Source organism: Pleomorphochaeta caudata (assembly GCF_055395745.1).
Window position 1 is genome coordinate 789,545 of record NZ_AP042458.1, and the last position, 12,258, is coordinate 801,802.

Annotated in this window: 12 protein-coding genes; 8 read left to right on the forward strand and 4 right to left on the reverse strand. The window is 27.5% G+C overall.

The features are described from left to right. The first annotated feature begins 70 nt into the window (after positions 1-70). Both deoC and ACZ5RS_RS03660 read left to right on the forward strand, forming a co-directional pair. Complete coding sequence (gene deoC / locus ACZ5RS_RS03655; RefSeq protein ID WP_464637575.1) at positions 71-733, forward strand: deoxyribose-phosphate aldolase; 663 nt, start codon at positions 71-73, stop codon at positions 731-733. Beyond that, positions 720-1,847: a thymidine kinase gene (locus ACZ5RS_RS03660; protein ID WP_464637576.1), complete on the forward strand. Its 1,128-nt coding sequence runs from the start codon at positions 720-722 to the stop codon at positions 1,845-1,847. The genes deoC and ACZ5RS_RS03660 overlap by 14 nt, the downstream gene beginning before the upstream one ends. On the opposite strand, the gene ACZ5RS_RS03665 is transcribed toward ACZ5RS_RS03660, so the two are convergent. After that, positions 1,837-2,724 (reverse strand): hypothetical protein, encoded by an 888-nt coding sequence (locus ACZ5RS_RS03665; RefSeq protein ID WP_464637578.1) that lies wholly within the window; start codon positions 2,722-2,724, stop codon positions 1,837-1,839. The two genes, ACZ5RS_RS03660 and ACZ5RS_RS03665, sit on opposite strands and share 11 nt — an antisense overlap. A gap of 169 nt (positions 2,725-2,893) precedes the next feature. Here ACZ5RS_RS03665 and ACZ5RS_RS03670 point away from each other — a divergent pair, with 169 nt between their 5' ends. Together ACZ5RS_RS03670 and ACZ5RS_RS03675 are read left to right on the forward strand one after the other, a co-directional pair. Then, complete coding sequence (locus ACZ5RS_RS03670) at positions 2,894-3,592, forward strand: metallophosphoesterase family protein (protein WP_464637580.1); 699 nt, start codon at positions 2,894-2,896, stop codon at positions 3,590-3,592. A 2-nt stretch (positions 3,593-3,594) separates the two neighbouring features. Continuing rightward, entirely contained in the window at positions 3,595-4,509 is a 915-nt protein-coding gene (locus ACZ5RS_RS03675; RefSeq protein WP_464637581.1) for a transcriptional regulator, read from the forward strand. A 48-nt stretch (positions 4,510-4,557) separates the two neighbouring features. On the opposite strand, the gene ACZ5RS_RS03680 is transcribed toward ACZ5RS_RS03675, so the two are convergent. After that, positions 4,558-5,148 carry a flavodoxin family protein gene (locus tag ACZ5RS_RS03680; protein ID WP_464637583.1) on the reverse strand — a complete coding sequence of 197 codons (591 nt, stop codon included), beginning with the start codon at positions 5,146-5,148 and terminating at the stop codon, positions 4,558-4,560. A gap of 152 nt (positions 5,149-5,300) precedes the next feature. Here ACZ5RS_RS03680 and ACZ5RS_RS03685 point away from each other — a divergent pair, with 152 nt between their 5' ends. Continuing rightward, the gene (locus ACZ5RS_RS03685; protein ID WP_464637584.1) at positions 5,301-5,867 is read left to right on the forward strand and encodes a manganese efflux pump MntP; all 567 of its coding nucleotides are present in this window, start codon (positions 5,301-5,303) and stop codon (positions 5,865-5,867) included. A gap of 49 nt (positions 5,868-5,916) precedes the next feature. On the opposite strand, the gene ACZ5RS_RS03690 is transcribed toward ACZ5RS_RS03685, so the two are convergent. Then, positions 5,917-6,657 carry a FadR/GntR family transcriptional regulator gene (locus tag ACZ5RS_RS03690; RefSeq protein WP_464637586.1) on the reverse strand — a complete coding sequence of 247 codons (741 nt, stop codon included), beginning with the start codon at positions 6,655-6,657 and terminating at the stop codon, positions 5,917-5,919. A gap of 659 nt (positions 6,658-7,316) precedes the next feature. On the opposite strand from ACZ5RS_RS03690, the gene htpG reads away from it, so the two are divergent. Beyond that, entirely contained in the window at positions 7,317-9,200 is a 1,884-nt protein-coding gene (gene htpG / locus ACZ5RS_RS03695) for a molecular chaperone HtpG (RefSeq protein ID WP_464637587.1), read from the forward strand. A 137-nt stretch (positions 9,201-9,337) separates the two neighbouring features. Continuing rightward, a complete protein-coding gene (locus ACZ5RS_RS03700) occupies positions 9,338-10,210 on the forward strand; it encodes a mechanosensitive ion channel family protein (RefSeq protein WP_464637589.1) in 873 nt (290 codons plus the stop codon). A gap of 41 nt (positions 10,211-10,251) precedes the next feature. Here the strand turns inward: ACZ5RS_RS03700 and ACZ5RS_RS03705 are convergent, their stop codons facing one another. Next, positions 10,252-10,851 carry an SAM-dependent methyltransferase gene (locus tag ACZ5RS_RS03705; RefSeq protein WP_464637590.1) on the reverse strand — a complete coding sequence of 200 codons (600 nt, stop codon included), beginning with the start codon at positions 10,849-10,851 and terminating at the stop codon, positions 10,252-10,254. Positions 10,852-11,589: 738 nt separating this feature from the next. On the opposite strand from ACZ5RS_RS03705, the gene ACZ5RS_RS03710 reads away from it, so the two are divergent. Beyond that, the gene (locus ACZ5RS_RS03710; RefSeq protein WP_464637592.1) at positions 11,590-12,222 is read left to right on the forward strand and encodes a rhomboid family intramembrane serine protease; all 633 of its coding nucleotides are present in this window, start codon (positions 11,590-11,592) and stop codon (positions 12,220-12,222) included. Positions 12,223-12,258: the final 36 nt, after the last annotated feature.

A 12,258-nucleotide genomic window follows, 5' to 3' on the forward strand; every position in this document is an offset into this window, starting at 1 on the left:
TAAGATATATTTTTGTTTTAATTTAAGTAAATTTATGGAGGACATTAAGATTCAATCTTAATATATTTTTATGGATATAGCATCTTATATAGATCATACTTTGCTTGCTGCGAATGCATCAAGTGAACAGATTAGTAAATTATGTAATGAAGCGCTAGAATATCATTTTGCTTCAGTTTGTGTTAATAGTTGCCGTGTAAAAGAATGTGCAAAGAAATTAAAAAATAGTGATGTAGCAGTTTGTACTGTCGTTGGTTTTCCTTTAGGTGCTATGAGCACAGAAGCAAAAGCTTTTGAAGCAAAGAAAGCTATTGAAGATGGTGCAGACGAAATAGATATGGTTATAAATATTGGTTGGCTAAAAGAATCTAAAGATGATTTAGTCTTAAAAGATATTCAAAACTTAAAAGAAGTTTGTGGCGATAAAATTTTAAAAGTAATTATTGAAACTTGTTTATTAAGTGATGAAGAAAAAGTCAAAGCTTGTGCACTAGCAAAAAAAGCTGGAGCTGATTTTGTGAAAACTTCTACAGGTTTTTCTAAATGGGGTGCAAAAGTTGAAGATGTAGCATTAATGAGAAAAAGTGTAGGTAAAGAATTAGGTGTTAAAGCTAGTGGTGGCATTCATAATTATGAAGAAGCTTTAGCTATGATTGATGCAGGAGCAAGTAGACTTGGAGCTAGTTGTGGTGTGGCTATTGTAACTGGAGCGAATTCAAATGCTGAATATTAAAAAAAATAAAGAAGAAACTTCTGATTTCTTAAAAAGTTTAGGCTTTCCTTCTTTGGAAGTTTTAGATACTTTTACTCATTTTGATTTTACTCTTCCTGGAAGAAGAGTTTTATTAATTGGCCCCATGGGCTCTGGTAAAACTGAATTTGCTGCAAGAGTTTGGCGTGATGCGAATGTTGCACAAAGAAAGAGTGATGTTGTAAAAAAAGCTACTAGTTATAAAGATATTGATAGAAGAAATGTCTTTTTTATACGTTCAGAGGTAGATGCTGATAGGTTCCAGGATTATCCTGAAGATGCTTTAGCTTTTAGATCAGGTTATGTTCGTTGTGGAAAAAATATTGCAAGAATTAAAGATTCTTTTGGATTAGAGAAAGTTATAGAAGATAATCCAACTGTTGGAACATATATAATAGATGAAGCATCCTTTTTTGATGAAAGATTGGCTTATGTTGTAAGAAATAATAGTTTAGAAAAAGGGATTATGTTTATATTTCCTACTTTAATATTAAATTTCAGAAGAGATTTATTTAACTCAACTGCAAGATTAATGTTAGACGTTGCTACAGATGTTATTCCTTTAACTGCTTATTGTGAACATCCTGATTGTTTAGAACATGCGTTCTTTACATATAGATATTATAAAGTTGATAATAAGGAGTGTCCTGCTTTATATTTTGATCCATTAATTATAGTAGGTGGAGATAGAGAAAAATCATCAGATTTAGAACCTGATTATGAAGCAAGATGTGATAAGCACCATTTCTTACCAGGAAAAGAATATACTTATTATAATTTAAAACCATTTGGTGAATCAGCTGCTAGAGGGGATACAAAGCCTTTAATAGAAGAATTGTATAATATTAAAAATGATTTAACTAAATCTTATCTTTATAAGAATATTTATAATAGATATAAGGATTATGAAAATTCAGATGTATATTTAAATTCTTTATTGCCAAGAAATATAAGCGAAAAAGCTCTATTATATTTGTATTGCGAACAAAATTTAGTTTCTGAACAATTATTAATAAAGATTGCTGATGGTTTACATTTGGATAAAGAGTATTTAAGTAAAGTTGCTTTTGATAATAGGCATCCAATTAATTTTTAATTGTAGTATTTATATCTAGATTATAACAAAGCTTTTCAACTTCTTTTAAAAGCTTTGTTGTTTTTATAGTCCTATTAATTTTAAAAGCATTAATAGTTTTTAATAATGTAATAATATTTTCAAATCTATATGTATTATAAAAACCTTTTTCTGCAATTTTATTTTTTATTGAGTTTATTACATGACTTGCCATAAAATTAATAATAGCTAGACCATAAGAAAGTTCTTCTTCTCTATTGTTATTAAAAGAAGTTTCTTTTAATAATAGAATATCATCTTCTAAATTTTTATAAGAAAGCGGATCAAGGAAATAAGAATCAAAAGAAAATTGTTTATTAATTAAATTTTCATAGTATTTTAATAAATCATTACATTCGTCAATATTAAAAAAGTTTTCTAGAATTTCAATTTCTTGTGCTAAAAAAATAATCGCTTTTTTTATTTCTTCTTTTTTGTAAGGAACTTTCCCAATTCTAAATTTTAAATAAGATGTTTCATATAAAGTGAAAAAATCTGAAAGTACACTATTTTCTTTAACTTTCATTAAAACTAAAGCATAAATTGTTTTCCAATAATCAGAATAATAAGTTTCTAATCTATCTTTTAGCTCATGAGTGTAACTATATAAAAAATTTGAGGCTCCAAATTCAAAACAAGAAATGGCATTAACATCTTGTTTGTCTTTTTTTAAAATTAGGCCATTTTCAGTTATAGTTCCTATAAGTTTACCACTTTTTTTCTTTGCTTTACCTTTTGACGCATCCCAAACAGAACTTCTTTCATAAAGATACCAATGCCCATTGATGAATTTTATTTCTGTTGCAGTAGGTTTTTTAAAATTTTTTACCCATTCTGGTCTAGTGTGCTTTCTTTCCATTTATAGATGATTCCTCAAATTTCTTATTATTATTATTATGCAATAAGAAGTTATAAACGTCCATAATTAATTTATATGATGTGTTAAATGTTTTATTATAAGTATAAATTATATTTATTTACTGTAAAAATACTTTTAGATGTTGTAAAATATATTCAAAGAGGACTCAATGAACATATTATGCATTTCAGATGATAAAGATAGATTGGTTTATTCTTCACATATAAAAGATCACTTTAAAGATGTGGATTTAGTAATTGGAGCAGGAGATTTATCTATTGATTACTATGAATTTATTATTTCTTCTTTGAATAAGCCTTTATTTTTTGTTTTTGGAAATCATAATTTGGAAGCATTTCCTCGCTATATGGAACCTAAAAAATATAATAAAGCTTCAGATTTACATCAGAGTTATAATGGTGTCTATGCTGGTGAATGTATTGATGGAAAAGTTTTTCGTGATAAAAAAACAGGGTTGCTAATTGCAGGCTTGGGTGGAACTTATAAATATAATAGAGGTTTACACCAATATTCTGAATTCCAAATGAGAAGAAGAATCTTTAAATTAATTCCAAAATTATTGATTAATAAAATTAAATATGGTAGATATTTGGATATTTTAGTTACACATGCACCTCCACTAGGGTATAATGATGATAAAGATAACTGTCATAGAGGATTTTCAAGCCTTTTAACTTTTATGGATATTTTTAAACCTAGATATTTATTACATGGACATGTACACCTAATAGATTCTAATGCACGAAGAAAAGTAGTATATAGACAAACTAAGGTAATAAATGTATATAAATCTTATCTTTTAAAAGATGAAAAGCTTGGTGATGTAAAAAAGGATAGTAAGGAATAAATATGAGTGAGCTAAATATTAATACTCAAGCAGAAGAAAATTTTGAGAAGGCAAAAAATAGAGCAAGAATTCAGGTATTACTTTCTAAATTGAAATGGGAGAATTCGGATTTGTTGTCTTTGTATGATGTTACTGAATTAATAAAGCCAAGAAGTCAGTCATATTTAGGAATAAAATCAATTTTAATAAAAGATATTATAGGAAGTGAAGGTCGTTATAGAGATTTTTCAAAAGCCTTTTATCCTAAGAAAGAATTATTAAAAGAAAGATGGAAAAGTATTGATAAAGCTCATTTACAATTTATAGATTTACCCGCTATAAGTGTTTATAAATTGGGACAATGGTATTTTGTTAGAGATGGGAATCATAGAGTTTCTGTTGCAAAAAGCCAAGGTGCCCAATTTATTGATGCAGAAGTTGTAGAACTAGATTCTCAAATCCCTTTGAAAAAAGGTATGACAATGAGAGACTTAAGAAAAAAAGTTATTGATTTTGAACGTAAAGAATTTTTAAGTCAGTATAATTTTAAGGACTTAATTCCTATTGATGAAATAGTTTTTTCAGCTTCAGGTATGTACCCAGAAGTATTAAATCATATAAATGTTCATAAATATTATATGAATGAATCAAGTAAAGAAGAGATTTCTTTTGATAAAGCTGTTAAAAGTTGGTACAAAAATGTTTATTATCCAATTATAAAAGAATGTCGTAAATTAAATTTATTAGCCTCATTTCCTGGGAATACTGAAGGTGACTTATATATTTGGATTGTAAGGCACTGGGATAATTTAAAGAATATGAGTAATTCGCAACAAGTCTCAATTGAAAGTGCTACATTAGATTATAAGTTGAGATTTGGGAAAGGCTTTTGGAGTAGATTCTTTAATCGAATTTTAGATTTTTTTAAGAAAAAATAAACTACTGTTTTTAGCAGTAGTTTATAAATCATTTATCTTTAAAAAAGATTATTCTTGAATATAGGCAGCTAAAGTATCTGCATATACTTCCATAACAGTACCTAGTTTTTGACTAGGCCTAATTAAATTTTCTTTACCTGCTAAATGGACTAATCCTGCAACAGGTTGATTATCTGAATCAATTTCAGTATGAACTCCAAAAGGAATATGTAACATACCCATATTTTGTGCCCATAATAACATAGAATCTATTGCATGAGCCCCTTCACATGTAGAATGTGTACAACTAGTAAAACAAGCGAAGAATTTTGAATCTAAATCTCTGCTTTCAGAAAGGGCGAATGTTGAGTCTAAAAAGGCCTTCATTTCCGCACTTACGTTCCCAAATAAAGTAGGGGTTCCTAAAATTACCATTTCGCTTTTTTTCAAAGTTGATGTATTTGCAATTGGCAATGCCAATATGTCTTCTAGAAAATCATTTGCTGTTTCTAACTTGTTTGCCCAAATGTGCAAATCGTCATCCGCTACTCTATAAAGTCTAGCATCACAACTTCTTTCAATTAATAATTCTTGTAGATATTGACCCATAATAAAGCAATTCCCATTTACACTATGAATAATGATTGAACATCTTTTCATTCGCAAACCTCCTGTACTTATTTAATTTAGTATATCATGAAATTATATTATTTGTTAAAAAAATAGGAAAAATAATATATAGATATTTTGTGTTTTGTGTTTTTTTGTTATTCTTGTTAGAATAAATATGTTTTATTAAACAGAGGAAAAAAATGGGTTATTTAGAAATAGTGATTATTGCAATAGGGCTTGCAATGGATGCTTTTGCTGCATCAATTAGTAAAGGTCTTTGTATGAATAAATTTGAAAAAAAATATGCCTTGTTAATAGCTGTTTTTTTTGGTAGCTTTCAATTTTTGATGCCAGTTATAGGATGGATATTAGGAAGTTCTTTTGCAAAATATATTATGTTTATAGATCATTGGATTGCTTTTATTTTACTTTCATTTATCGGTGGTAAAATGTTGATTGAAGCCTTTGAAAAACAAAAAATAGAATGTTGTGATGTAAATCTTTATAATATAAAAAGAATTTTAATATTAGCTATCGCTACAAGTATTGATGCTTTAGCTGTTGGGATTACTTTTGCATTGATGCCTGAAATTCATATTTTAGATTCTGCAATAATAATTGGCGTTATTACATTTGTTATATCTTATTTTGGTGTATTTATTGGTTATAAATTTGGTACAAAGTTTGAAAAGATGGCAGAAATTTTTGGTGGTTTGATTTTAATCATAATTGGTATAAAAATTTTGGTTGAACATCTATTTTTCTAATAAAAAAACACCTCATTTTTTGAGGTGTTTGTCTTTGATGTCTTGTTTGTTAGAATTTTAAATCTTCGAATTTATCTGAAATGTTCGTTAAGTTAACCAAAGTTAAAGCAACAGCTAAATCAGTTTGTCCGTTTTCCAAGGCATCAACTAAGTATCTGTATTCATTAACTTTTTTCTTCTTTTCAGTTAAATTTTCTTTTATTCTTTCTAATGCTGCATAAAGTTGTGGTGACAAATTTTCATAAATTGATGTTAATATAATATTATCATTAGATTTAATTAAGGTTGTGTGAAATTCAAAGTCACTTTGAGTAAACGTTCTTAATGCTTCAGCATCTTTAGGGTTTTCTTCTAATATTGGGATTGCATTTTCCATTTTAGTAACACAACGGCCAAGAGATCTAACAATTAACATTCTAGAAGGGCTTCTTGATAATTCTCTAGTTGCAGAAACCTCCATAGTAGTTCTAACTTGCATTAAGTCTGTTAATAATTTTTTATCAGGGACTTGTTTTGACAACATAGACATTGATAAAGATTCAACAAATTGATCCAAGTTATTACTTTTTACAAGAGCTCGTTTTCCTTGGCTAACTTGAATCAATCCTTTTGCTTCGAGATTTTTAAAAGCTTCTCTAACAGATCTGCTTGAAGCAGCGAATTGTTGTGCAAGTTCATGTTGGCTTGGAAGGGTTTCACCAGCTTTGTATTTTTTTGAAAGAATCATCTCTTCAAGCTTAGTTGCGATTTGAGTTGATTTTGTTTCGTTTGTAATAGGTGGTATTAACATTTTTAGTTCCTTTTTCTATTATTTTCAACTTAATTATAACATATAACATTTGACAAATGTAAGAGGTTTGTCAACAAAATAATTAAAATTTCAAAGCTTATTATGTACTTATTACATCATAAAAAAATTTTATCTATAAAAATTATAGCTATTTATTATATGTTAAAATGCTTTAATTACAAAAAAAACTAATTTGTAATAGTAAAATAATATAAGACATATGAATAGATTTTTTTTTACCATAAAATTAAAATATAGTATAAAATTGATACTATTTTATACTTATACAAACATATTTTTCTTATAATATTATTAATTTTTGTGTGCTTGGGTGAATAAAGTTTTACTAAGTATTTATTTTTTATTTAGCAAATTTTTTATTTATTTTTGTTGGAATAAAAAATATTAAAAAAATGTTTTACAGAATATAAAAGTTATGTAATAATAATAACTGTCGTTGTTCATACCTATAGTGATTGACCCAGCACATAGGTATTAAGATTCTAATTGTGTAGAATCAAATAGGAGGTTGCCGCTTTTCCCTTTGGTTGAGCGGTATTTTTTTTGTCTTTAGGTTGCCGATTATAATTTTTTTTTGTATTTTCTTTAAAGGAATTTAATTATTTTAAAAAGAATATATAGTTCTTCTGGAGGAAAAAGTGGAAAAGAAAAAATTTAAAACAGAAGTTTCTCAATTATTACAATTAATTATTCATTCTCTTTATTCAAATAAAGAAATATTTTTAAGAGAATTAGTATCAAATTCATCAGATGCAATAGATAAATTAAAATATTTATCTTTAACTGACGAAAAGTTAAAAAATTATGAATTTGATCCAAGAATTGATATTGAATTCACTGAAGGTGAAAATGCAACTTTAATAATTAAAGATAATGGTCTTGGAATGAGTCATGATGATTTGAATGATAATCTAGGTACAATTGCATCTAGTGGTACTAAAAAGTTTTTAGCTGCATTAAGTGATGATTTAAAGAAAGACAATAATTTAATTGGACAATTTGGTGTTGGTTTCTATAGTGCATTTATGGTAGCTAAAGAAGTTGAAGTAATTACAAAGAAAGCTGGTGAAGATCAAGCCTATATTTGGAAAAGCACAGGTGAAGGTAATTATACTATTGAAGAATCAACAAGAGATGAACAAGGTACAACATTAATCGTTCATTTAAATGATGAAGGAAAGATGTATGCAAATCGTTGGGAAATACAAAATTTAATTAAAAAGTATAGTGACCATATTGCTTACCCTATTTATTTAAGTTATGACCAAGAAAACTATGATGATGAAAAGAAAGATGATGAAGGAAATCCTATAAAAACTATTGAACATAAAGTTGAACAAGTAAATAGTTGTACTGCTTTATGGAGAAAGAATAAAAGTTCTATAAAAGAAGAAGAATATAATGAATTCTACAAAAATAATTATAGTGATAGTGAAAATCCTTTATTCTATACTCATGTAAAAGCAGAAGGGGTAACAGAGTATACAACTTTATTCTATGTTCCTGCAAAAGCTCCTTTTGATATGAAGTATGCAGATTATAAACCTGGCGTAAAATTGTATGTAAAAAGAGTTTATATAACTGATGATGATAAAGAATTGTTGCCAACATACTTAAGATTTGTTAGAGGTGTTATCGATAGTGAAGATTTACCTTTGAATGTATCAAGAGAAATCTTGCAACAAAATAGAGTAATGAGCACTATTAGAAATGCTAGTGTTAAGAAGTTATTAAGTGAATTTAAGAAAATCTCAGAAAATAATCCAGAATTATATGCACAATTTATTGAACAATATAATGGACCTTTAAAAGAAGGTTTGTATAGTGATTATGCTAACAGAGATACCTTATTAGATTTAGTTAGATTTAAATCTTCTACAGAAGATGGTTATGTTTCATTTGCTCAATATAAAGAAAGAATGAAAGATGGTCAAAAGAGTATTTATTATATTACTGGTGGAAAAGAACAAACTTTGAAATCAAGTCCTTTATTAGAAGCATATAAGAAAAAAGGTTATGAAGTATTAATTATGGCTGATGATATTGATGATTTTATCATTGGTTCAATTGCTAATTATAAAGATATTCCTTTAAAAGCTATTAATAAGAGTGGTGCTGTAGATGATTTGAAAGATGAAGCAGAAACCAAAGAAGATTCTCAAGAAGACAAAAACATTATTGAAAAGATTAAAAAAGCTTTAGGTGATAAAGTAAGTAATGTTGTTGCTTCATCTCGTTTAGTTGATTCTCCAGCAATCGTAGTTGTTGATGAAAATGACCCAAGTGTACAAATGCAACAAATTTTGAAACAAATGGGACAAACTGATATTCCTGAATCAAAACCAATTTTAGAAGTAAATTGTGATCACGAGATTGTTAAGAAAATTGTTAACAGTGATGATGAGGAATACAATAAGAACTTAAGTGAAGTTTTATTAGGCCAAGCAATGTTATCTCAAGGTGTAATGCCAAAAGATCCTGTAGAATTCACAAAACAATTAAATAAATTATTAGTTAAATAGGTAATTATTATTTAATTATTATAAACTATTGTATAAAAAGAAAGTTAAACTTCTTTTTTGCAATAGTTTTTTTTATTTGTTTTTTATAAAAATTATGTATAATAAAGAAGAAATACTATTATAAAAGGATAATTTTTATGAACGCATTATTTGTTTTAGCAGCAGACGCTGTAGAACCTTCAATTACTGAAAGTTTTTTTGACGCAATTAAATTTTGGCAAAACCAAGGGTTTAAAGCCTTTAGTATAAGTTTTTTATCAGGGCTATTAATTGTAATTATAGCTTGGATAGTTTTGAAAATTGTTTTACGTTCATTAAAAGCTGTACTAAATAGATCTAAGAAATTAAGTGAATTAATGATTTCTTATATTTTAAAAATTATTTCAGTTCTTGGTTGGATATTAATAATATTAACTTTCCTTCAACAAATTGGAATTAATATGGGGCCATTAATTGCTGGTCTTGGAGTAACAGGTGTTGTTTTAGGTTTAGCATTTCAAGATTCCCTATCTAACTTCTTTGCAGGCGCTATGCTTGTTTTAAATGAACCTTTTAGAAAAGGCGATTATATTGAAGTTGGTTCCTTGTCTGGTTCTGTTGCCTCAATGGATTTAATGTGTGTTACTTTAAATACTCCAGATGGAAAAAGAATTACTATGTCAAATAAGTTGGTTTGGGGTGTTGCAATCACAAACTATTCATATACAACAAAGCGTGGTGTTTCTATGACAGTTTGTGTACCGTATGATGCTGATTTAGAAGCTTGTAGAGCTACATTTACAGAAATGTTAAAATCATATCCGGAAGTACTCGAAGATCCTGCCCCAATTATAGAAGTACATAAACTTTCAGATTCTTCAATAGACTTCTTATTGAGACCTTGGGTAAAACCAGAAGATTATTGGAAGGTATATTGGAGATTCCATTCTCAAGTTGTTGGTAAACTGGGAGAGAAGGGTGTTTCAATTCCTTTCCCTCAATTGGATGTTCATTTTGATAAAGAAAATTAAAAACTAATAAAATCTCTTGAGTAATAAAATACTTGAGAGATTTATTTTTTGTCTAAGCCTATTAAGAAAATCTCAAAAGAATCTTTTCTGCAAGCTTTAGGTTTTGTTGTTTTTGCTTTAGTAAAAAGAGTTCTCATCTTTTTTAAAATTTCTTGTTGTCCTCCACCTTGGAATATTTTAATAACTAAATTGCCATGAGTTTTTAATTGTTCCATAGCCAATATTAAAACTTGCTCAGCAAGATTTTCACTTCTAGCTGTATCTACGCTTCTATTTCCTATTGTCATAGGAGCTGCATCACTTATAATTGCATCGTATGGACCTAGTTCAATTAATTTAGCCCTAATTTCTTTACTAAAAGCATCCCCTTGAAAGAATGTAACAGTAGGTGGAATAGGATTTAAGTTTAATGGGTTTAAATCTACCGCAACTATCGAACCATGTTTTTTTATTAGCTTGTTATGTGTATATAAAGTCCAAGAACCTGGAGCTGCTCCAACATCAAGAACTTTATCTCCTGGTCTTATAATATTATTGTTTGCTTGAATTTCTTCAAGTTTATAAATTGATCTAGCGGGATATCCTTCTTTGTGAGCTTGCTTTGTATAAAAGTCTGCTTTATCTCTTCTCGTTTTAGCCATAATTAAATTGTATCAAAAAAGGAATATTAAATCGAGATAAAGGCACAAAAAAAGACGCCGAATAAAAGGAGAGAATCGGCGTCCAAAAAGGAGGTTGAAAAAAACTGTTGCTCTGTTTTTACATTAATTAGTATGCAATTAGCGTGCCAAAAATATAAAACCTCTATTAAATAGCTTAAAATGAAGGTTTAGTAAAATAAATTAGTTTTTACTTAAAAAATAAATGTGTAATATTTTCACTAAAATAGAAAATGGGAAAAATTTTCACAGTTGAAAGACAAAAAAATATAGATGTTAACAAGGGGGTGGGAGAGGTTTGTTAACATCTATAAATCACACTTAAAAAAGGAGGTTGAAAAAATCTACTCTGTTTGATTATATACATGCAATAAACGTGCCAACTTATAAAACTTAAAAATTAATAGTAAAATCAATGATTTATTAAAAAAAAATATGACTTTTACTGTATATTTTTTTCAAAAATGTAAAATTTGTGCAATTTTTTCACAGTAAAAAAATAAAAGAAGCAATAGAATTGGAGAGAGATTTATTCTATTGCTTCAATGGGAGTTTTTATTTTATATGAAAAAAATAATTATCTATATATTAAAATAAGCATAATACGTACCAAAAGAAAGAGTTTCCGTGTGTAGAATTATGTAGAATCATAATATATAGAATTAATGTTTTTTTGGGAATATTGTTGACGTTATTTTTTTGGATATATATCTTATGATTATGAAAATGAACTTATTAAATAAAAAATTTAAATATACTTATTCAAATGTTACTCTATATCTTATTGGTATAAACGTTTTAGTTTATATCCTAACGGCTTTTGTATGGCCTAATGGTATATACTACTTATCTATGATTCCTAGTTTTGTATTACATGGTTATGTATACCAAGTATTTACATATATGTTTGTTCATAGTAATTTTACTCATATTTTATTTAATATGCTTTCGTTATTTATTTTTGGACAGGCTTTAGAAAAAAGATTAGGTTCAAGAGAATTCTTGCTTTATTATTTATTGATTGGAACTTTGTCAGGTATTTTTAGTTTTATTAGTTATTATATAGCTGGACAAAATGCTATATTATTAGGTGCATCTGGTGCAGTATACGGAATTCTATTATTGTTCGCAGTCTTTTTCCCTTTTGCAAGAGTTTATATTTTTGGTATTTTACCAATTAGAGCGCCGTTGTTAATCTTATTATTTTTTGTAATTGAATTGTTTAGTCAAATCTCTGGTGTAAACGGAGGTGTAGCTCATTTAACTCATCTTGCTGGTTTATTATTTGGTTATATTTATTGTTTAGTAAGAATGAAAATCAATCCTATAGATGTTTGGAAAAGAACCCTATAACATCTTGGTGTCTTTACAAAAACTTCTTAATTAATG

Bases quoted from the DNA above. Each gene is read 5' to 3' on its own strand.
- deoC (WP_464637575.1), top strand. From the start codon at position 71: ATGGATATAGCATCTTATATAGATCATACTTTGCTTGCTGCGAATGCA.
- ACZ5RS_RS03660 (WP_464637576.1), top strand. From the start codon at position 720: ATGCTGAATATTAAAAAAAATAAAGAAGAAACTTCTGATTTCTTAAAA.
- ACZ5RS_RS03665 (WP_464637578.1), bottom strand. From the start codon at position 2,724: ATGGAAAGAAAGCACACTAGACCAGAATGGGTAAAAAATTTTAAAAAA.
- ACZ5RS_RS03670 (WP_464637580.1), top strand. From the start codon at position 2,894: ATGAACATATTATGCATTTCAGATGATAAAGATAGATTGGTTTATTCT.
- ACZ5RS_RS03675 (WP_464637581.1), top strand. From the start codon at position 3,595: ATGAGTGAGCTAAATATTAATACTCAAGCAGAAGAAAATTTTGAGAAG.
- ACZ5RS_RS03680 (WP_464637583.1), bottom strand. From the start codon at position 5,148: ATGAAAAGATGTTCAATCATTATTCATAGTGTAAATGGGAATTGCTTT.
- ACZ5RS_RS03685 (WP_464637584.1), top strand. From the start codon at position 5,301: ATGGGTTATTTAGAAATAGTGATTATTGCAATAGGGCTTGCAATGGAT.
- ACZ5RS_RS03690 (WP_464637586.1), bottom strand. From the start codon at position 6,657: ATGTTAATACCACCTATTACAAACGAAACAAAATCAACTCAAATCGCA.
- ACZ5RS_RS03700 (WP_464637589.1), top strand. From the start codon at position 9,338: ATGAACGCATTATTTGTTTTAGCAGCAGACGCTGTAGAACCTTCAATT.
- ACZ5RS_RS03705 (WP_464637590.1), bottom strand. From the start codon at position 10,851: ATGGCTAAAACGAGAAGAGATAAAGCAGACTTTTATACAAAGCAAGCT.
- ACZ5RS_RS03710 (WP_464637592.1), top strand. From the start codon at position 11,590: ATGAAAATGAACTTATTAAATAAAAAATTTAAATATACTTATTCAAAT.